The sequence below is a fragment of the Nonomuraea sp. NPDC059194 genome (assembly GCF_042754765.1).
GTDB lineage: Bacteria > Actinomycetota > Actinomycetes > Streptosporangiales > Streptosporangiaceae > Nonomuraea.
Genome location: NZ_JBHZBH010000014.1, coordinates 45,404 through 62,093, shown reverse-complemented (window position 1 = coordinate 62,093; position 16,690 = coordinate 45,404). Strand labels below are relative to the sequence as shown.

Here is a 16,690-nt window from a genome sequence, read left to right as displayed (position 1 = left end):
AGCGCGTGCCGTACCGGCTCCATGACTTGGTGAAATCGGCTGCGCACGCACAGTGACGCTCCCCACAATGTCGGCGTGCTGGCTTCCCTCATCCTCTTCGCCGGGCTGCTGACCGCGCCCGCCCAGGCCTACCAGGAGTACGTCGCGCTCGGCGACTCGTGGAGCGCCGACGTCTCCGTCCTCCACATCACCGACGAGCACGCGCCCCGCGGCTGCGCGCAGAGCACCTACAACTATCCGAAGCAGGTCGCCGCGGCGCTCGGGGTGCCCGTCTTCCGCGACGCGACCTGCGGCGGCGCGACGACCGCCCACATGACGGCCGCCCAGGACGTCAACCACGTGAAGAGGCTGTTCGACGGGGTGAACCCGCCGCAGTTCGACCGGCTGAGCCCGACCACCGACCTGGTGACGCTGGGCATCGGCGGCAACGACGCCAGGCTCGCCACGGCGGCGGCCGAATGCCTCAACCTGCTGCCCGCCCCGCTCGGCAGGCCGTGCCGGCCCAAGTGGGTCAGCGGCGGCGTCGACCGCATGTCGCGTGCCATCCTGGCGGCCGAGCCGAAGGTGGCGAAGGTCGTCGACGGCATCAGGCGGCGTTCGCCGCGGGCCCACATCCTGCTCGTCGACTATCTGGCGGGCCTGCCGCAGAAGGGCGGCTGCTATCCGTACGTCCAGGCCCACAATCGCGACCTCGAATGGCTCGGCGACAAGCTGGAGGAGCTGAACGCGATGCTGGCCAGGGTGGCGGCGGCCAAGGGGGTCGAGCTGGTCGACACCTACAGCACCAGCGTCGGGCACGACGTGTGCAAGCGTCCGGGCGTCAAGTGGGTCGAGGGGTACCTGCCGCTGTCGACCGACCCGCTCGGCCCCGCCATCCCCCTGCATCCGAACCGGCGGGGCGCCGACCACCAGGCCGTCAGGGTGCTCGCCGCGCTGGAGCCCTCTCGTTAGTTGACATCCTCCCCCTCGTGAACGAGGGGGATGCCAACCCGTTCCTACGCAGGCAGGAGGACAGGTTGAGGTTCGCGGTTCATCCGCCCCGGCAACCCGGAGCGTCCCCGCGCAGCCACCGCATGCCCTGCGGCGGTATCACGCATGTTCTTGGCCGCGTTCACGTCGGCATGGTCCAGCCACCCGCAGGCCACGCACAGGAAGAGGGCTTGGCTCTCGCGGCTCTCCCCGGCGATGTGCTTGCAGGCGTTGCAGGTCTGCGACGTGTAACGCGGGTTGATCTTCTGGACGCGGTCGGGAGCCTTGTGCTCCAGCCGCTCGACGAGGTGGCCCCATCCGGCGGCGAGGATGCCCCGGTTCAGCCCTGCCTTCTGCCGGACGTTGCGGCCCGGCACTTCGATGGTGCCCCTGGCCGAGCGGGTCATGTTCGAGATCTTCAGATCTTCGACGGCGATCACATCGAACCGTCGCGCGAGATCGGTGCTGGTCTTCTCCACCCAGTCCTTGCGCCGATCGGCCTCGCGCGCCTTCAGCCGCGCGATCGCGGCCTTGATCTTGCCGCGCCGCCTGGAGCCGCGTCTGGCGCGGGCCAGCCTGCGCTCCAGACGTCGCAGCCGGGCGGCTTCGGTCTTGCGCAAGCCGGGCGCGTGCAGCAGCTCGCCCGTCGACAGCGCCGCGCTGACCGTCACGCCACGATCGATCCCCACCGCCTCGCCCGTGCCCGGTGCCGGGATCGGCTCGGGGACGGCGGCGAAGGCGACATGCCAGCGCCCCGCCCGATCCAGGGTGACCCGGTAGGACTTCACCCCTCCGGGCACGGCACGCGACCAGCGGAACCGCACCCACCCCACCTTGGGGATCTTCACCTCGCCCACATGCCGGGAGACGCGGCGCACATCGCCCGCCTTGACCGCGATGATCCGAAACCCCTCATGCCGTCCGGCCTTGCGCCATGTCGGCCGCCGATGCGTCCCGGCGAAGAAGTTGGCCATGGCCTGGGCGAAGTCCTTGAGCGCCTGCTGCTGGACGGTCACCGATCCCGCCGCCAGCCACCGATTGGCCGCTCGCGCCTCGGTCAGCTGACGGCACTGCTCGGCAAACCCCGGCCCGCTCTTACGGCCCGGAGCCCAATGCGCGTGCTGCTCCACCGCCAGATTCCACACGAACCGGGCATGCCCGCAATGCTCCAGCAATACCGCCTCCTGGGCGGGCGTCGGCTGGAGGCGGTAGCGGGACACGCCGATCAACCTACCGACCGCCGCCGACAAATTCAGGAGATCACAGTGACCCGCCGCTCCGCGTTTCCTCCCCGCCCTGAAGGACGGGGCCTCCACGCTGTAGGTGTTAGGTGAAAGCGTCGAGGCCGAGCTTCACGGACACCGCCAGCCCGCAGGCCGCCGCCAGGTAGGGCAGCGACCTGCCGGGCAGGCGGCGGGCGATGGAGGGGCCGAGCCAGCCGCCGACCAGGAACCCCGCGGCCAGCGGCGCGACCGCCCACCACTGCACAGGACCGAACAGCGCGAAGCCGACCGCGGCCACGCAGTTGGCCAGCCCCGACACGACGTTCTTGACCGCGTTCACCCTGGCGGGAGCCTGGTCCATGATGGCGGTGAGCACGGCGAACATGAGGATCCCGCCCGCGGCGCCGAAGTAGCCGACGTAGACGGCGACCGCGAACAGCGCGGCCCGCATGAGCGTGCTGTGGTTGCCGCCCGGCCGCAAGCCTGGCGGGCGGATGAGCATCACGGAGGCGATCGCGATCAGGAAGGGCGCGATCAGCTCGAACGTCCGCGAGGGCGTGATCAGCAGGAGCAGCGCGCCCGTCGCGCCGCCGAGCGCGGTGATCCAGCCCAGGCGCAGGACGAGCGGGCCCTGTCCCTTGAGCTCGGGCCTCGACCCGGCCGCCGCCCCGATGCCGGTGAAGACCAGGGCGACGGTGTTGGTGACGTTGGCGGCCAGCGGGTTCAGGCCGAAGGCGAGCAGCGCGGGGTAGGAGACGATCGAGGCCAGGCTGACCACGGTGCTGACCACTCCGGCCACGACGCCGACCGTGAGCAGACCGAGGACTTCGAGCATCACGACATGCTATGACCTACCGGAATAGTCGCTTGGATCGGGTCGGCGAAGCCTGGAAGCCGACCGCTCTCGGCGCGGGATCCGCTGCCCGAGCCGCGCAACCTGCGCAAGCGCGCCGCCTTCGGTGAGGGGGCGGGCATGGATGGTGTGATTGATGCGTGCGTGTCAGCACAGCCTGACACGCACGCGCCTGTCAACCCAGTTTTTTCAGCCTGACAGCCTGCTTGAGGAAGACGATGCCGTCGATCATGTCGAGCTGGGCCGGGTCCAGCGGGAAATAGGCGAAATCGTGGGAGGTACGCGGGGCGGGCTTCGTGATGGCCCCGGCCAGGCGGCGGGCGTCGATGAGAGAGTGGTCCCACGGGAGCGTGGACAGGAGGCCCTCGACGGTGTCCGGGGACGGAATGTCGTCGCCGACCGTGCCGAGGGCCGAGGCCAGAAAGACGTACCGGTCGCCCAGGTGCGTTTCGGCGATCGCCCCCGCGCTCCACCACTCCAGTGTCTGGTCGCCGAACGGCATGAGGCTCTTGTTCCGCTGCAGGTGAAGGTTGCTGGCGAAAACCAGGGCCGGGCCTTGCTCGGCGACGGCACGCAGGTTGGCGGCCATCATCGCGTCCCGCAGGGCCGACAGCCGGGTCCACCGTGCCGGGGACGCGTCGGCCATCCAGTGGTGGTAGCGGAGCAGGCCGGTGGCGGTGCGCCCGTACAGTGCCGCCCGCTGCCTGTCCTCCGCGCTCAGCCGCGGCGCCTGCGTGTCGAGCAGCGCCACCAGGTCGTCGGCGATCAGTCGCAGCCGCTGGGCGTCGGCGGACTGGCCGATCGACTGGGACGGATCCATGGCCGCGGCCTCGTTCGCCCACCGGTCGTCCGGGCCCAGCAGCGTGTCGAGGGTCTCCCTGGTGCAGGGGAGCGGGCCGTCGAGGAGGGCGTAGAGGGCGGTGAGCGCCTGGCGCGGGCTCGCCGCCCAATACTCCAGAGGGCCGTCGAAGCCGAAGAACCGGAGCTTTTCGTCATGCTCCTCGTTGTACGCCCGCATCCAGCGCACGAGCTCGCGGTTGGCCGGTGACGCGCCGAAGCCGTGGCTGAAGCCGCGTTCCATGACGTCATCGAGTGTGCCCGCGCCCGTCGTGATGTAGTCGTCGACCACGAGGCCCATGAGACAGTCGCTCTCGATGGCGAACGAGCGGTAGCCCTCGTGCTCGACCAGATGCCGGAAGATCTCGTTGCGCAACTCGCCCAGCTCCCCCACGAAGTGCCTGGCCTCACCCAGGCCGAGCAGCAGGGGTTTGGCGGGAAGCGACCGGAGGAGCGCCGAGACGCCCGCGCCGTCGAGCGGACGGGCCGTGTCCTTGATATCCATGCTTTAAACGGTATCGTTGAACACTCGGTGTAAACTTTGCCGTGGAAATCCCCGCTCTCACCGCGATAGACCTTCAATCGGTGATGCATCCATGAGGCCGGTGGACCTGGCGCGCGAGCACGGCCTGTCCACCCAGGCGATCACGACCTACGAGGACGCCGGAAACGCCGGGCTGGCGAGGCCGAGCGCAGGACGATGGCCGTGGGAGTGAAGGCGGCCGAGGCGCCGGCGCCCACGCATGCGCACCCCGGTGTCGAGACGGCCACCGAGAACCTGCTGGTAGGGCCGTTGGCGGCGGTGAAGGACAGGACAGTCGGCAAGCAGGGGGCTAGAGATCCGGTCCCGGCCTATCTGGACCTCCGCCAGGCGACACCGCCCGCGATCAGCAGCCCGGCCGCCGCGGCCGCCGCCCAGCGGCGCTGGCGGGCCACGCGCCGCTCCACCTCGGCGTAGGGGGTGGTGGAGAAGGAGACCAGCTCGTAGCGGGAGACGTAGCGGCCGGGCAGCACCCGCTCCAGAGCGTGCTCGACGCGCTTTTGCGCCAGGAACGCCCTGGAGCCGACCTTGTCGCGCATCTCCACGAAGTTGTCCAGCGCGAGGCGGGCGATCACGTCGGTGTCGGCCTTGCGGCGCTGGAACAGCTCCAGCGCCCTGGCGAAGTCGTCGCCCGTCTCGTCCAGGCACCTGTCGAGCTCGACGCAGTCCTGGAAGCCGCAGTTGGCGCCCTGGCCGTAGAAGGGGACGATGGCGTGGGCCGCGTCGCCGATCAGCCCGACCAGCACGCCGTTGACGGTCCTGTGCCACGGATCGCAGCGCATCGTGACCAGGTGGCCGACGGGGTTGCGCGCGTAGTCGGCGGCCAGGTCCGGCATCACCTCGACGGCGTCGGGATACTCCTTGCCGAAGTGGGCGCGCACCTTCTCCGGCGTGTCGAGCGCGGCCAGCGCCTCGTGCGGCCAGAACAACGTGCAGGTGAACGACCTGTCGGGGTTCGGCAGGGCGATCATCATCGAGCGGCCGCGCGGCCAGATGTGCAGGGCGCCGGGGTCGAAGGCGAACTCGCCCTTCCTGGGCGGGATCGTCAGCTCCTTGTAGCCGTAGTCGAGGTACTGCTGGCTGAAGTCCGTCCCTGGGAGCTGCTGGAGCCTGGCTCTGACCGCGCTGTAGGCGCCGTCGGCGCCGATGACGACCTGCTGGCCCTTCTCGACGATGCCGCCCTCGAACTCCAGCGTGCCGTCGCCGATCCCGGTCAGCCGGTGCCCGAACCTGACCCGCACCCCCGGGCTCGCCTCGGCGGCGTCGAGCAGCTTGCCGTTGAGCGCGCCGCGGCTGATGGAGTTGATCGCGTGGCTGCGGTCGGCGCTGTAGGGCTGGAAGGTCAGGTCGCCGTCGACGGCGTGCATCATCCTGCCCGGCATCGCGATGGCCTCCGCCAGCGCCTGCTCGGCCAGGCCGAGCCTGCGCAGGGCGTCGATGCCGCGCTCGGAGATGGCCAGGTTGATCGACCTGCCGCGCTCGGCGCCCTCCAGCCTGGGGTCGGGGCGGCGCTCGTACAGCGTCACCTCATGGCCCCTCCTGGCCAGATAGCAGGCCAGCAGGCAGCCGACCAGACCGGCTCCGACGATCGAGACCTCCACGGCGGCTCTCCCTTCCCTTCCTCCCTTTCTTCGTACGGCGCGGCGGCGCGAAACACCAGAACCTGTTCCGTGTCACGGCACCACCTTCTCGGAGCCGTGTCAGAGTCGGCTCGGGTCAGGAGTCGGCTCGGGCCAGGCGGTCGGCGATGGCCAGGGCCGTGGTGCGCCAGATGGGCGTGCGGGGCGAGATCACCGCGAAGTGGTCGCCCGACATCTCCATGTAGGTCACCTCGTCCCCGGCCGCCTCGGCCGCCCTGGCGTACCGGCGGCTGAAGTCGATCAGGTCGAGGTCGTCGCCCGACCCCTGCACGATGAGCTGCGGCACGCCCAGCGGCAGCCGCAGCAGCGGGCTCGACTCGGCGTACGTCACGTGCGGCGACCCACGGTCGTCGCGCGCGGGCCCGCCCAGCGCCGCCGCCACCGCTCCCGAGCTCAGGTGCCGCCGGTCCCCCTCGACCAGGTCGAGTACTCCCGCGAGCGACACCGCGAGCGCCACTTTCGCGCTGTCGGCCGCGGCCCGCAGCGCGAGCTGGGCGCCGGCCGAGTGCCCGACGACCGCCACCCGCTCCAGGTCGAGCCGGGCGCCGGTCAGCGAGGCGGACACGGTGGACAGCGCGCCGAGCCCCGCGGCGACGTCGGCGGTCGTGGCGTCCCAGCCGTGCAGGTCGGGCCGGCGGTACTCCACATTCCAGGCGGCGAACCCGCGCGCCGCGAGGTCGGCGCAGAGCGCGTCCATCAGGTCGGCGGCCCACACCGAGCGCCAGTACCCGCCGTGTACGAGCGCGACGACGGGCAGGGGCGGGCCGTCGCTGCCGTGGGCGGGCAGGTAGAGGTCGCCCCACTGCTCGGGGTGCTTGCCGTACTCGACGCGTTGTGGCCGGTGCCTGTCCTGGTGGACGGCGTGCCTGATGGCCCACGCCAGCCCGTCGATCCCCCTGCCGTGGATGTGCGCGGCCCGCTCGATCGGGCGCACCCTGGCGAAGTCGCACCACACGACGCCCTCGACCGCGCCCATGAGGTCGCGCACCTCTCCCGAGGGGCCGGGGATCGCCACGACGGGGCCGTCCGCCGTACCGGACAGGAGAGTTCGCGCCTCGGCGGCGTCGCGGGCGTGCCGCAGCGCCCCGCTCACCCCGAGGGCCGAGAACTCCCGCTCGGCCACCTCCCCCAGCAACGCCCAGTCGGCCGCCAGACCGGGCCCGACGATCACCCGTACGTCCCTCATGAGGCAAGCATGCTGATCGTCACGCAGGAGTCAAAGCCCATATGGACTTTTATCGCCCTTTCTTCGGGTTCTTTTCTTCGGGTCAGGAGTCAAAGGCAGCCGCACGCGAGGGCGTGAACGCCCAGGCGGCCAGCCACACGCTGACACCCATGATCGCCATGCCGAGCGGCACGTGCAGCGCCGTGGCGCCCGACCCTCCGGTGGCCGACTGGACGAAGCCCAGCAGCACGATCGCCAGGGCGGCCAGCGCGGGCAGGCCGGGGCCTCGTCCGGGACGCCACACGAGCACGCCGACGATCAGCAGGAGCAGCCCCGCGGCATGGACGGCGCCCGCGCCCATGCCGTGGAGCGCGTTGCCGCCGCCGCTGAGCAGTTGACCGGCCGTGACGGCCTGGACGAGCACGGCCGCCACGTTGACCAGGGAGAGGATCTTGAAGGGGGTGAGGAATCTGACCATGCGCCCCAGGATCGTGCCGCCTGCTGTGGACGGCATCCCCCACGCGTCGTCATCGCGACTACACCGACGGGTGTAGTCGTCAAGCCGTGAACCGCTCCTGAGCCGCCATGACCTCGTCGGCGTGCTCGAACGCGCCCACTCGCCGAACGCCCCGATCGGCCCCAGCATGCTGCGCCCAGCTCCGTTAGCGCGTACTCCACCCTCGGCGGCGCCTCGGCGTAGGCGGCGCGCGCAACGATCCCGTTGAACTCCAGGCGGCGCAGCGTCTCGTTCAGCATCTTGGGGCTGATCCCGCCGATCCGCCTGCGTAACTCGGCCGGATGGCTCGGCCCCGCGCTCTGGCGGATGGCGCCGCAGCCGCGCTGCTGGAGGCCACGACGGCCTTCATGATTGGGCTGTGGTTCAAGGGACTGGACGCGCCCAGGCCATCGCACCACCGCTTTGACATCCTCCCCCTCGTGAACGAGGGGGATTCCAACCCGTTCCTACGCAGGCACGAGGACAGGTTGAGGTTCGCGGTTCATCCGCCCCGGCAACCCGGAGCGTCCCCGCGCAGCCACCGCATGCCCTGCGGCGGTATCACCCATGTTCTTGGCCGCGTTCACGTCGGCATGGTCCAGCCACCCGCAGGCCACGCACCGGAAGAGAGCTTGACTCTCGCGACTCTCCCTGGCGACATGCTTGCAGGCGTTGCAGGTCTGCGACGTGTAACACGGGTCGATCTTCCGGACGCGATCGGGAGCCTTGTGCTCCAACCGCTGCACGAGCCCGCCCCACCCGGCGGCGAGGATGCCCCGGTTCAGGCCCGCCTTCTGCCGGACGTTGCGGCCCGGCACTTCGATGGTGCCCCTGGCCGAGCGGGTCATGTTCGCGATCTTCAGGTCTTCGACGGCGATCACGTCGAACCGTCGCGCGAGGTCGGTGCTGGTCTTCTCCACCCAGTCCTTGCGCCGGTCGGCCTCGCGCGCCTTCAGGCGCGCGATCGCGGCCTTGATCTTACCGCGCCGCCTGGAGCCGCGCCTGGCGCGGGCCAGCCTGCGCTCCAGACGTCGCAGCCGGGTCTGCTCCGTCTCCCGCAAGCCGGGCGCGTGCAGCAGTTCGCCCGTGGACAGCGCCGCGCTGACCGTCACGCCACGGTCAATACCCACCGCCTCGCCCGTGCCCGGACCGGGAATCGACTCGGGGACGGCGGCGAAGGCGACATGCCAGCGCCCCGCCCGATCGCGGGTGACCCGATAGGACTTCACCCCGGCGGGCACGGCACGCGACCAGCGGAACCGCACCCACCCCACCTTGGGTATCCGGACCTCGCCCACCTGACGGGAGACGCGGCGCACATCGCCCGCCTTGACCGCGATGATCCGAAACCCCTCGTGCCGTCCGGCCTTGCGCCATGTCGGCCGCCGATGCGTCCCGGCGAAGAAGTTGGCCATGGCCTGGGCGAAGTCCTTGAGCGCCTGCTGCTGGACGGTCACCGATCCCGCCGCCAGCCACCGATTGGCCGCTCGCGCCTCGGTCAGCTGACGGCACTGCTCGGCAAACCCCGGCCCGCTCCTACGGCCCGGAGCCCAATGCGCGTGCTGCTCCACCGCCAGATTCCACACAAACCGGGCATGCCCGCAATGCTCCAGCAACACCGCCTCCTGGGCGGGCGTCGGCTGGAGGCGGTAGCGGGACACGCCGATCAACCTACCGACCGCCGCCGACAAAATCAGGAGATCACAGTGACCCACCGCTCCGCGTTTCCTCCCCGCCCTGAAGGACGGGGCCTCCACGCTGTAGGTGTTAGGTGAAGTAGCCCTCCAGCACCACGGCGACGCCGTCCTCCGCGTGCGATAGCGTGTGCCGTTCGACGGCGGCCAGCACCAGTTCAGCCAGCGCGCCTGCCATGGTCACTCCCGTCGCGCGTGCCGTCGAGGTCGGTGGCGATCAGGCGGGGGAGGCTCATGCCGGGCATTATCCGGCATGAGGGTCAACGCGGGATCATGGCTTTGATGTCGGCGAAGACCCGCTCGCAGGCGGGCGCGGCCTCGGGGGTGGCGTCCTGGATGAAGCCGTGGGCCAGCCCCGGCTCCTGCCGGTGGACGACCTTCACGCCGGCCTCGGCCAGCTTGGTGGCGTAGGCGTCGCCCTCGTCGCGCAGCGCGTCGTTCTCGGCGGTCACCAGGAGCGTGGTCGGCAGGCCGTACAGGTTGGGGGACAGCAGCGGGCTGGCGGCTGGGCGCTGCGCGGGGTCGGGCACCCACTGGGCGACGAACCAGGCCAGCGTGTCGGCGTCCAGGCCGTAGCCCGAGCCCTTGGACACGACGCTCGGGCAGGAGAGCGTGAGGTCGGTGTTCGGGCACAGCAGCACCTGGAGCGCGGGCATCGCGCAGCCCTCGTCACGCAGGCGCAGGCACGCCATCGTGGCCAGGTAGCCGCCCGAGCTGTCGCCGGCGACGGCGACGGGCCTGGTCCAGCGCAGCACCTCGACCGCGTCGTCGAGGGCGGCGGGGCACGGGTGTTCGGGGGCGAGGCGGTAGTCGACGGCCAGCACCTCGACGTCGCACTCGTGGGCGATCCTGCGGCAGGTCCTGTCGTGGGTCTCCAGGTCGCCGAAGACCCAGCCGCCGCCGTGCAGGTAGACCACCAGCGGGCGCGGCCGGTCGGCCGGGTGGTAGCGCCGCAGGCGCAGCCCGGAGGGGCTGGTCAGGTCGATGACCCGCACCATCTCGGGTCCTAGGGGGCGTTCACGGGTCTGCGCCCTGAGCTCCAGCAGTCTTACGTCAGACATAACGGCACATAGTAGGGTTTCCGGGTGCGTGAAAAAGCCGAAATCGGCTCAGCACTTCGATTCACCACCGAGCTGACCGCCGTCTGCTCAGCTGAACTCCTCCCACACCAGCAGCCCCTCGCGCGCCTCCGCCGACTCCTCCAGAGCGCTGCGCACCATCGACAGCACGATCTCCAGCGCCTGCAGCGAGTCCGCGCCCGTGACCTTCCGCTCGTGTTCCCAGCCGTCGAGCCCGTCGATCCGGTAGGGGCAGGACCACTCCCCCGTCGGCTCCTCGTACGGCAGGCCGATCGTCACGGTGACCTCGCCGGGCGGCTCGGTCAGCAGCGTGAGAACACGATGGGCGATCTCGTACATGCCAGGTGACTACCCCGTGGCGCGCACCGCGAAAGTGATCACCCCTATATTCGGACGTCAGGCCCCACGTCTAAGGATCGGATGAAATGTCGCGTGTGCTGGTCACGGGGTTCGAGCCGTTCGGCGGGGAGCCGGCCAACCCGTCCTACGACGCCGCCGTGCTCGTCCCCGGTGCGACCGCGGTCGAGCTGCCGTGCGTGTTCGCCGACGCGCTGGCCGCGCTGAGGGAGGCGATCGAGCGGCACGACCCCACGCTGGTCCTGTGCACGGGACAGGCGGGCGGGCGGGCGTCGATCACGGTGGAGAAGGTGGCGATCAACCTCATCGAGGCCCGCATTCCCGACAACGCGGGCGCCCAGCCGTCCGGTGTGCCCGTGGTGGCGGGCGGGCCCGACGCCTACCTGTCCACGCTGCCGGTCAAGGCGATGGTGCGGGCCGTCAGGGCGGAGGGCATCCCGGCGGCCGTCTCCTACACGGCGGGCACGTTCGTGTGCAACCAGGTGGCCTACGGGCTCGCGCACCTGATCGCCACCGAGCGGCCGGACCTGCGGGGCGGGTTCGTGCACGTGCCGTACGCGCCGCACCAGGTCACCGCCGCCGACCGGCCGAGCATGGAGACCACCACGGTGGCGCGGGCGCTGACAGCCATGGTGAAGGCCTCAGACAGCGTCGAGGACCACCTGCCAGAGGGGACCATCCAGTAGAGTCGCGGGCATGAGCGAGCCGTTCGGCGCCCGGTTACGCGCGCAGATGGAGCGGCGCGGGCCGCTGTGCGTCGGCCTCGACCCGAGCCCCGCGCTGCTGTCGGCGTGGGGCCTGGACGACTCGCCGTCCGGGCTCGACCGCTTCACCCACACCGTCGCCGAGGCCGTCGGCGACCTCGCCGCGGCCGTCAAGCCGCAGTCGGCCTTCTACGAGCGCTGGGGCAGCAGGGGCCTGGCCGTGCTGGAGCGGGTCATCCCGGTGCTGCGCGAGGCGGGCGCGCTGGTGATCCTCGACGCCAAGCGCGGCGACATCGACACCACGATGGCCGCCTACGCCGAGGCGTACCTGGAGCAGGGCAGCCCGATGGCGGCCGACGCGCTGACCGTCAGCCCCTACCTGGGGTTCGGGTCGCTCGCGGGCGCCATCGCCGTCGCGCGCGGCAACGACGCGGGCCTGTTCGTACTGGCCCGCACCTCCAACCCCGAGGCGAGCGCCCTGCAGAGCGCGGTCGCCGACCAGATCTTCGACGGGGTGTCCGCGGCCAACGAGGGCGCCGCCGATCTGGGCTCGGTGGGGGTGGTCGTGGGCGCCACGCTCGACAAGGTGGGCCATCCGCTCGACCGGCTCGGCGGCCCGATCCTGTCGCCAGGTCTCGGCGCCCAGGGCGCCACGCCCGCCGATGTGGCCAGACTTTTTTCAGGGGTACGGCGGGCGGTGCTGCCCTCGGTGTCGCGCGCGGTGCTCGGCGACCCCGGCCGCGTGCGGTCGCGGGTGGAGCGCTACCGCGACGAGTGCGCCGAGCGGCTGCGCGACTAGATCATCCGGAAGCGGAGGCCAGTGCCTCGTCGATCTCCGCGCGGGTCGGCATCGACGTGCTGGCGCCCTCGCGCTGGACCGAGATCGAGGCCGCCGTCGACGCGAAGCGCAGCGCCTGCTCCGGCGCCATCCCCTCCGACCTGGCCACCGCCAGCGCGCCGACGAACGTGTCGCCGGCCGCGGTCGTGTCGACCGCCTTCACCGGCACCGCGGGGACCCGCAGCCGCACGCCGTCGCGCGAGCCGTACAGCGCCCCCTCGGAACCCAGCGTGATCACCGCCTCAGGCACCCGCTCCAGCAGCGCGTCCAGCGCCTTGCCCAGGTCGTCGAGGCCGGTGATCGCCGCCGCCTCGTGCTCGTTCGGCACGATCAGCGTCACCGCGTCGAGCAGTTCGTCGGGCAGCGGCTGGGCGGGCGCCGGGGTGAGGATCACCGGCGCGCCCGAGCCCTTGGCAGCCCTGGCCGCGCCGACCACGGCCTCCATGGGCAGTTCGAGCTGCAGCAGCACCGCGGAGGAGCCCGCGATGAGCTCCAGATCGTCGTCCGAGGGCCCCCGCACCGTGCCGTTCGCGCCGGGCACCACGATGATCGAGTTGGCGCCCGAGTCCTCCACCACGATGTGCGCGATGCCGCTCGGCCCCTGCACCTGGCGCAGCACGCTGACATCGACGCCCGCCTCGACCAGGGTGGCCCGCAGGGCCACCCCGAAGGAGTCGTCGCCGACCGCGCCGAGGAAGGCCACGTCCGCGCCCGCGCGGGAGGCGGCGATCGCCTGGTTGGCGCCCTTTCCTCCGGGCACGGTGCGGAACACGCGACCCGTGACCGTCTCTCCGAGTTTGGGCGCCGTGGGCACGTAGGCGACCAGATCCATGTTGGTGCTGCCGAAGACCGAGATCATGACACCATCATCCTCTCCGTACGGCTGGCCAGCTCACCCAGGGTGATGCCGTCGAACCCGGTCAGGCTGCTGGACAGGCTGTCGCGCATCCGCCACTGGCCGGGCACGCCGCCGTTCAGCGCGCCGACGATGGAGCCGACCGTGGCGCCCGCCGAGTCGGTGTCCCAGCCGCCCGCCACCGCTCCGGCGATCGAGGCGGTGAAGTCGCCGTCGGCGTGCACGAGCGTGGCGGCGACCAGGGCGGCGTTGTTGATCGTGTGGACCCAGTGCAGCCGCCCGTGCCGCTCGTGCAGGCGGTCGACGACCTGCTCGAAGTCGGACAGGCGCGCGGCGTCCTCGACGGCCTGCCGTACGGCGTGGGCCAGCCTGGAGGCGGCCGGCACCACGGACAGGCCCGCCTCGACCACCTCCTTCACCGAGCCCGCCACCATCGACTGGGCGCACATGGCGGCCACGAACATCGCGCCGTAGACGCCGTTGGCCGTGTGGGTGAGCCTGGCGTCGCGCCAGGCGTACGCGGCGGCCCTGGCGGGGTCGCCCGGGTTGATCCAGCCGTACAGGTCGGTCCTGATGAGCGCGCCGATCCACTCGCGGAACGGGTTGCGGTAGGTCGCGGTCTCCGGCGGCTCGACCCCGGCCAGCAGGTTGCGGTAGGCGACGCGCTCGGCGGTGAACGTGCGGCCCGCGGGCAGCTCGTCGAGCCACAGCGTGGCCACGTCGTCGGTGGTGAAGTCGCGGCCGTGCCGTTCGAGCACCGACAGGGCCAGCAGCGGGTAGTTGAGGTCGTCGTCCTCGGGGACGCCGTCGATGTTCTCGGCCAGCGAGTTGACCGCGCTGCGCCGGTTCCACGGCCACCGCTCGGCGATCTCGCGCGGCAGGCCCTCGGCGGTGAACCAGCCGCGGATCGGCCAGTTTCCCGTCGCCTCGGCGATGGCCTTGATGCCCTCGCGCGGGATCTTCTCCACCGGCTTGCCGAGCACGCATCCGGCGGCCCTGCCGAGCCACGCCCCCAGCACCCTGGAGTGATCGGGAAGCGCTGTTCCCGCGCGATCACCCGGCCAGGCGGGGCACCGGGCGACGATCTCCGCCAGATCCGACGGCTCGTCCAGCGGCGACGGGATCGCGGCCAGCTCGTCCAGGAGCCGCTCGGCCAGCCCGCGCAGGCCGAGCGCGTCGGGCGAGGAGGCGCCCGCGCGGGGCGGCGCGTCGTGACCGCCCGCCGCGTGCCAGAGCGCCGCGATGTCGGCCACGTCGCGGCCGTCCTCCACGGCCTGGCGCAGCTCGTGCCCCACCAGGTCCTCTGGCTGCACCCAGGTGAGCCTGATCATTGGCCGGCCAGCTCGGCGAAGGCGTCCTCGTGGGCGCGCCGCCTGGCGACGTCGTCGCGGTGGATGCGCCGCGCCACCCCGGCCAGGGCGATACCCGGAGCCACCAGGTCCGTACGGCTGGCCGTACCGACCTGGGAGACCCACGCGGACGGCACGCAGGACAGCCCGCCGAGCGCCCCCGCGATCGCGCCGCCCATGGAGGCGATCGAGTCGGCGTCGCGCCCGTAGTTGACGCCGCCGAGCACGGTGTCGCGGTAGTCGCCCTTGGCGATCAGCAGGAACGCCAGCGCCAGCGGCAGTTCCTCGATGCTGTGCACCCGCGACGGCCGCCTGGCGCCGAGCCCCTGGTCGCGGTAGGTGTCGGCGACGGTGTCATAGGGCCGCATGGCCGCGCGCAGCCCCTCGAAGGAGCCCTCCCAGTGTCCGAAGTCGCGCGCCCGCGAGCACACCGCCTCGATCGCGGCTCTGGTGCCGTCCTTGGCCAGGCGCGCGGCCACGGCCACCACCGAGTCGGCCGTCGCGCCCTGCCGCATGGCCTCGGCCACCGTTGCTGCCATGACGCCCGCGGCCTCGCGTCCGTAGGAGGACTGGTGCGCCCCCGTCAGGTCGATCGCCTCGGCGTAGGCGGCGTCGGGGTCGCCCGCGTTGACGACGCCCACCGGCGCCACGTACATCGCGGCGCCGCAGTTGACGATGTTGCCCACGCCGGCCTCGCGCGGGTCGACGTGCCCGTAGTGCAGCCGCGCCACGATCCACTTCTCGGCCAGGAAGACCCGCTGCAGCGGCAGCGCCTCGGCCTCCAGCTCGGGGATCCACTGCTTGTCGGCCATCATCTCCGGCACCATGTGCTCGGCCATCGCGTAGGCGTCGAGGTGGGCCCCGGCCTTCTCGTAGACGCGGATCAGCGCGTGCGTCATCAACGTGTCGTCGGTGATGTGGCCGTCGCCCTTGTGGTACGGCGCGATCGGCCGCGCGTTGCGCCAGTCGGTGTTGAACGGCGGCACGACCCCCTCGACCGTCCCGCCATATCGCTGCGTGATCTGCTCGGGAGTCCAGCCTTCGGTGGCGCCGCCGAGGGCGTCACCGACCGCCGCTCCCGCCACGCACCCAGCGGCCTTGTCTTCCAGCGGCGTCATGCGATTCCCTCCGAAATATCCACTAGATCCCTGCCGGCCAGTTCGGGCAGGCAGCACCCGGTCAGCCTCCGTGCGGAGGCGGCCCACCCCTCGGGTATCACCGAGAATCCGCCGCACGCACCGGTCAGCGCACCGGTGAGCGCGGGCGCGGAGTCGGCCAGCGCCGACAGGCACACGGCGGCCGGTACGGCCTGCGCGAGCGAGCCGTCCGACACCTCGGCCAGCGCCAGCGCCACGGGCACGGTCACCGAGGCCGCGACGGCGTAGCTGTAGACGTGGTCGACCAGCGCGGCGTCGAGCGCGGGCACCGCGGCGAAGGCCCCTCCCGCCTCGCGCGCCACCCGCAGCGCCGTCCTGGCGTTGTGGCCGATCGCGGTGTCGTCGGGCAGCTCGGCCAGCGCCGCCTCGACCGCCTTGGCCGCCGAACCGCTCTCGACCGCCACGGCCACCGCCGCGGCGACGGCCTTCGCGCCGAGCACGCCGTCTCCCGCGTTGGTGACAGCGGCGTCCTGCTGCGGGTCGCGCCCGGTGACGCCGAACGCGACGGCCCGCACGGCGGCCGCGTCGTCGAAGAAGTGCGGGTTGTCGTGCCCGCTGGCGGGCGGTTCGAGGCCGCGCCGCAGGTTGTCCAGCGCGGTCGTCACCGAGATCCGCGCCCGGATGTCGGCGCGCCCTGTCAGGTCGCGGAAGGCCTCCGCCCTGTCCCGCCCGATGGTCAGCGCCGTCCAGGCCAGCCACTCGGCGTCGTCGGACGGCCCGACGGCCAGCGGCGCGGTCTGCTGGTTGAGCGCGAACGGCACCGGCAGCGTCGTGACCCTGTGCTCCTCGGCGAAGGCGTCGAGCTCGCGGTGCAGCCGCCTGCTCCACGGCGCGTGCAGCGCCGAGCGGTGCCTGGCGGCCGGCCAGCCGGCCGCGTCACCCACGGCCAGGCCGACGAACGCGCCTGTGATCCTGTCCCCCGACATGTGATG

16 protein-coding genes and 1 pseudogene are annotated in these 16,690 nt (G+C 71.8%); 3 read left to right on the top strand and 14 right to left on the bottom strand.

Annotated features, from left to right (window positions below):
- The first annotated feature begins 75 nt into the window (after nt 1-75).
- Nucleotides 76-951, top strand: coding sequence for an SGNH/GDSL hydrolase family protein (locus ACFXJ8_RS18925; protein WP_379645199.1), 876 nt, complete (start codon nt 76-78; stop codon nt 949-951).
- A 44-nt stretch (nt 952-995) separates the two neighbouring features.
- Here the strand turns inward: ACFXJ8_RS18925 and ACFXJ8_RS18920 are convergent, their stop codons facing one another.
- From ACFXJ8_RS18920 to ACFXJ8_RS18875, 10 genes and pseudogenes are all read right to left on the bottom strand, one after another.
- On the bottom strand, nt 996-2,189 hold the full coding sequence (locus tag ACFXJ8_RS18920) for an RNA-guided endonuclease InsQ/TnpB family protein (protein WP_379645198.1): 1,194 nt from the start codon (nt 2,187-2,189) through the stop codon (nt 996-998).
- A gap of 106 nt (nt 2,190-2,295) precedes the next feature.
- Complete coding sequence (locus tag ACFXJ8_RS18915) at nt 2,296-3,027, bottom strand: sulfite exporter TauE/SafE family protein (protein ID WP_379645197.1); 732 nt, start codon at nt 3,025-3,027, stop codon at nt 2,296-2,298.
- Nucleotides 3,028-3,220: 193 nt separating this feature from the next.
- A complete protein-coding gene (locus ACFXJ8_RS18910; protein WP_379645196.1) occupies nt 3,221-4,387 on the bottom strand; it encodes an erythromycin esterase family protein in 1,167 nt (388 codons plus the stop codon).
- A 347-nt stretch (nt 4,388-4,734) separates the two neighbouring features.
- On the bottom strand, nt 4,735-6,024 hold the full coding sequence (locus tag ACFXJ8_RS18905) for an FAD-dependent oxidoreductase (protein WP_379645195.1): 1,290 nt from the start codon (nt 6,022-6,024) through the stop codon (nt 4,735-4,737).
- Nucleotides 6,025-6,139: 115 nt separating this feature from the next.
- The gene (locus ACFXJ8_RS18900) at nt 6,140-7,249 is read right to left on the bottom strand and encodes an alpha/beta hydrolase (RefSeq protein WP_379645194.1); all 1,110 of its coding nucleotides are present in this window, start codon (nt 7,247-7,249) and stop codon (nt 6,140-6,142) included.
- 82 nt (nt 7,250-7,331) lie between these two features.
- Complete coding sequence (locus ACFXJ8_RS18895; protein ID WP_379645314.1) at nt 7,332-7,706, bottom strand: hypothetical protein; 375 nt, start codon at nt 7,704-7,706, stop codon at nt 7,332-7,334.
- 230 nt (nt 7,707-7,936) lie between these two features.
- Nucleotides 7,937-7,984, bottom strand: a pseudogene (locus ACFXJ8_RS18890) (hypothetical protein); the annotation flags it as partial.
- 207 nt (nt 7,985-8,191) lie between these two features.
- Entirely contained in the window at nt 8,192-9,385 is a 1,194-nt protein-coding gene (locus tag ACFXJ8_RS18885; RefSeq protein WP_379645193.1) for an RNA-guided endonuclease InsQ/TnpB family protein, read from the bottom strand.
- A gap of 293 nt (nt 9,386-9,678) precedes the next feature.
- The gene (locus ACFXJ8_RS18880) at nt 9,679-10,479 is read right to left on the bottom strand and encodes an alpha/beta hydrolase (RefSeq protein WP_379645192.1); all 801 of its coding nucleotides are present in this window, start codon (nt 10,477-10,479) and stop codon (nt 9,679-9,681) included.
- A gap of 87 nt (nt 10,480-10,566) precedes the next feature.
- Nucleotides 10,567-10,836 (bottom strand): DUF6968 family protein, encoded by a 270-nt coding sequence (locus ACFXJ8_RS18875; protein ID WP_379645191.1) that lies wholly within the window; start codon nt 10,834-10,836, stop codon nt 10,567-10,569.
- 86 nt (nt 10,837-10,922) lie between these two features.
- Here ACFXJ8_RS18875 and pcp point away from each other — a divergent pair, with 86 nt between their 5' ends.
- Both pcp and pyrF read left to right on the top strand, forming a co-directional pair.
- Entirely contained in the window at nt 10,923-11,540 is a 618-nt protein-coding gene (gene pcp, locus ACFXJ8_RS18870; RefSeq protein ID WP_379645190.1) for a pyroglutamyl-peptidase I, read from the top strand.
- 10 nt (nt 11,541-11,550) lie between these two features.
- Nucleotides 11,551-12,357 (top strand): orotidine-5'-phosphate decarboxylase, encoded by an 807-nt coding sequence (gene pyrF / locus ACFXJ8_RS18865; RefSeq protein ID WP_379645189.1) that lies wholly within the window; start codon nt 11,551-11,553, stop codon nt 12,355-12,357.
- Between the two features lies 1 nt (nt 12,358).
- Here pyrF and rbsK read toward each other — a convergent pair whose 3' ends face one another.
- From rbsK to ACFXJ8_RS18845, 4 genes are read right to left on the bottom strand one after another with little or no spacing between them, the layout of a single operon-like run.
- Entirely contained in the window at nt 12,359-13,255 is an 897-nt protein-coding gene (rbsK, locus tag ACFXJ8_RS18860) for a ribokinase (RefSeq protein ID WP_379645188.1), read from the bottom strand.
- The gene (locus ACFXJ8_RS18855) at nt 13,252-14,583 is read right to left on the bottom strand and encodes an ADP-ribosylglycohydrolase family protein (RefSeq protein ID WP_379645187.1); all 1,332 of its coding nucleotides are present in this window, start codon (nt 14,581-14,583) and stop codon (nt 13,252-13,254) included. Before ACFXJ8_RS18855 ends, rbsK begins: the two co-directional genes overlap by 4 nt.
- Nucleotides 14,580-15,719 (bottom strand): ADP-ribosylglycohydrolase family protein, encoded by a 1,140-nt coding sequence (locus ACFXJ8_RS18850; RefSeq protein WP_379645186.1) that lies wholly within the window; start codon nt 15,717-15,719, stop codon nt 14,580-14,582. The genes ACFXJ8_RS18855 and ACFXJ8_RS18850 overlap by 4 nt, the downstream gene beginning before the upstream one ends.
- Complete coding sequence (locus tag ACFXJ8_RS18845) at nt 15,716-16,684, bottom strand: ADP-ribosylglycohydrolase family protein (protein WP_379645185.1); 969 nt, start codon at nt 16,682-16,684, stop codon at nt 15,716-15,718. The genes ACFXJ8_RS18850 and ACFXJ8_RS18845 overlap by 4 nt, the downstream gene beginning before the upstream one ends.
- Nucleotides 16,685-16,690: the final 6 nt, after the last annotated feature.

Excerpts from the sequence above, each read along its gene's own strand:
- ACFXJ8_RS18915 (WP_379645197.1), bottom strand. The coding sequence starts at position 3,027 with ATGCTCGAAGTCCTCGGTCTGCTCACGGTCGGCGTCGTGGCCGGAGTG.
- ACFXJ8_RS18910 (WP_379645196.1), bottom strand. The coding sequence starts at position 4,387 with ATGGATATCAAGGACACGGCCCGTCCGCTCGACGGCGCGGGCGTCTCG.
- ACFXJ8_RS18900 (WP_379645194.1), bottom strand. The coding sequence starts at position 7,249 with ATGAGGGACGTACGGGTGATCGTCGGGCCCGGTCTGGCGGCCGACTGG.
- ACFXJ8_RS18895 (WP_379645314.1), bottom strand. The coding sequence starts at position 7,706 with ATGGTCAGATTCCTCACCCCCTTCAAGATCCTCTCCCTGGTCAACGTG.
- ACFXJ8_RS18880 (WP_379645192.1), bottom strand. The coding sequence starts at position 10,479 with ATGTCTGACGTAAGACTGCTGGAGCTCAGGGCGCAGACCCGTGAACGC.
- ACFXJ8_RS18875 (WP_379645191.1), bottom strand. The coding sequence starts at position 10,836 with ATGTACGAGATCGCCCATCGTGTTCTCACGCTGCTGACCGAGCCGCCC.
- pcp (WP_379645190.1), top strand. The coding sequence starts at position 10,923 with ATGTCGCGTGTGCTGGTCACGGGGTTCGAGCCGTTCGGCGGGGAGCCG.
- pyrF (WP_379645189.1), top strand. The coding sequence starts at position 11,551 with ATGAGCGAGCCGTTCGGCGCCCGGTTACGCGCGCAGATGGAGCGGCGC.
- rbsK (WP_379645188.1), bottom strand. The coding sequence starts at position 13,255 with ATGATCTCGGTCTTCGGCAGCACCAACATGGATCTGGTCGCCTACGTG.
- ACFXJ8_RS18855 (WP_379645187.1), bottom strand. The coding sequence starts at position 14,583 with ATGATCAGGCTCACCTGGGTGCAGCCAGAGGACCTGGTGGGGCACGAG.
- ACFXJ8_RS18850 (WP_379645186.1), bottom strand. The coding sequence starts at position 15,719 with ATGACGCCGCTGGAAGACAAGGCCGCTGGGTGCGTGGCGGGAGCGGCG.
- ACFXJ8_RS18845 (WP_379645185.1), bottom strand. The coding sequence starts at position 16,684 with ATGTCGGGGGACAGGATCACAGGCGCGTTCGTCGGCCTGGCCGTGGGT.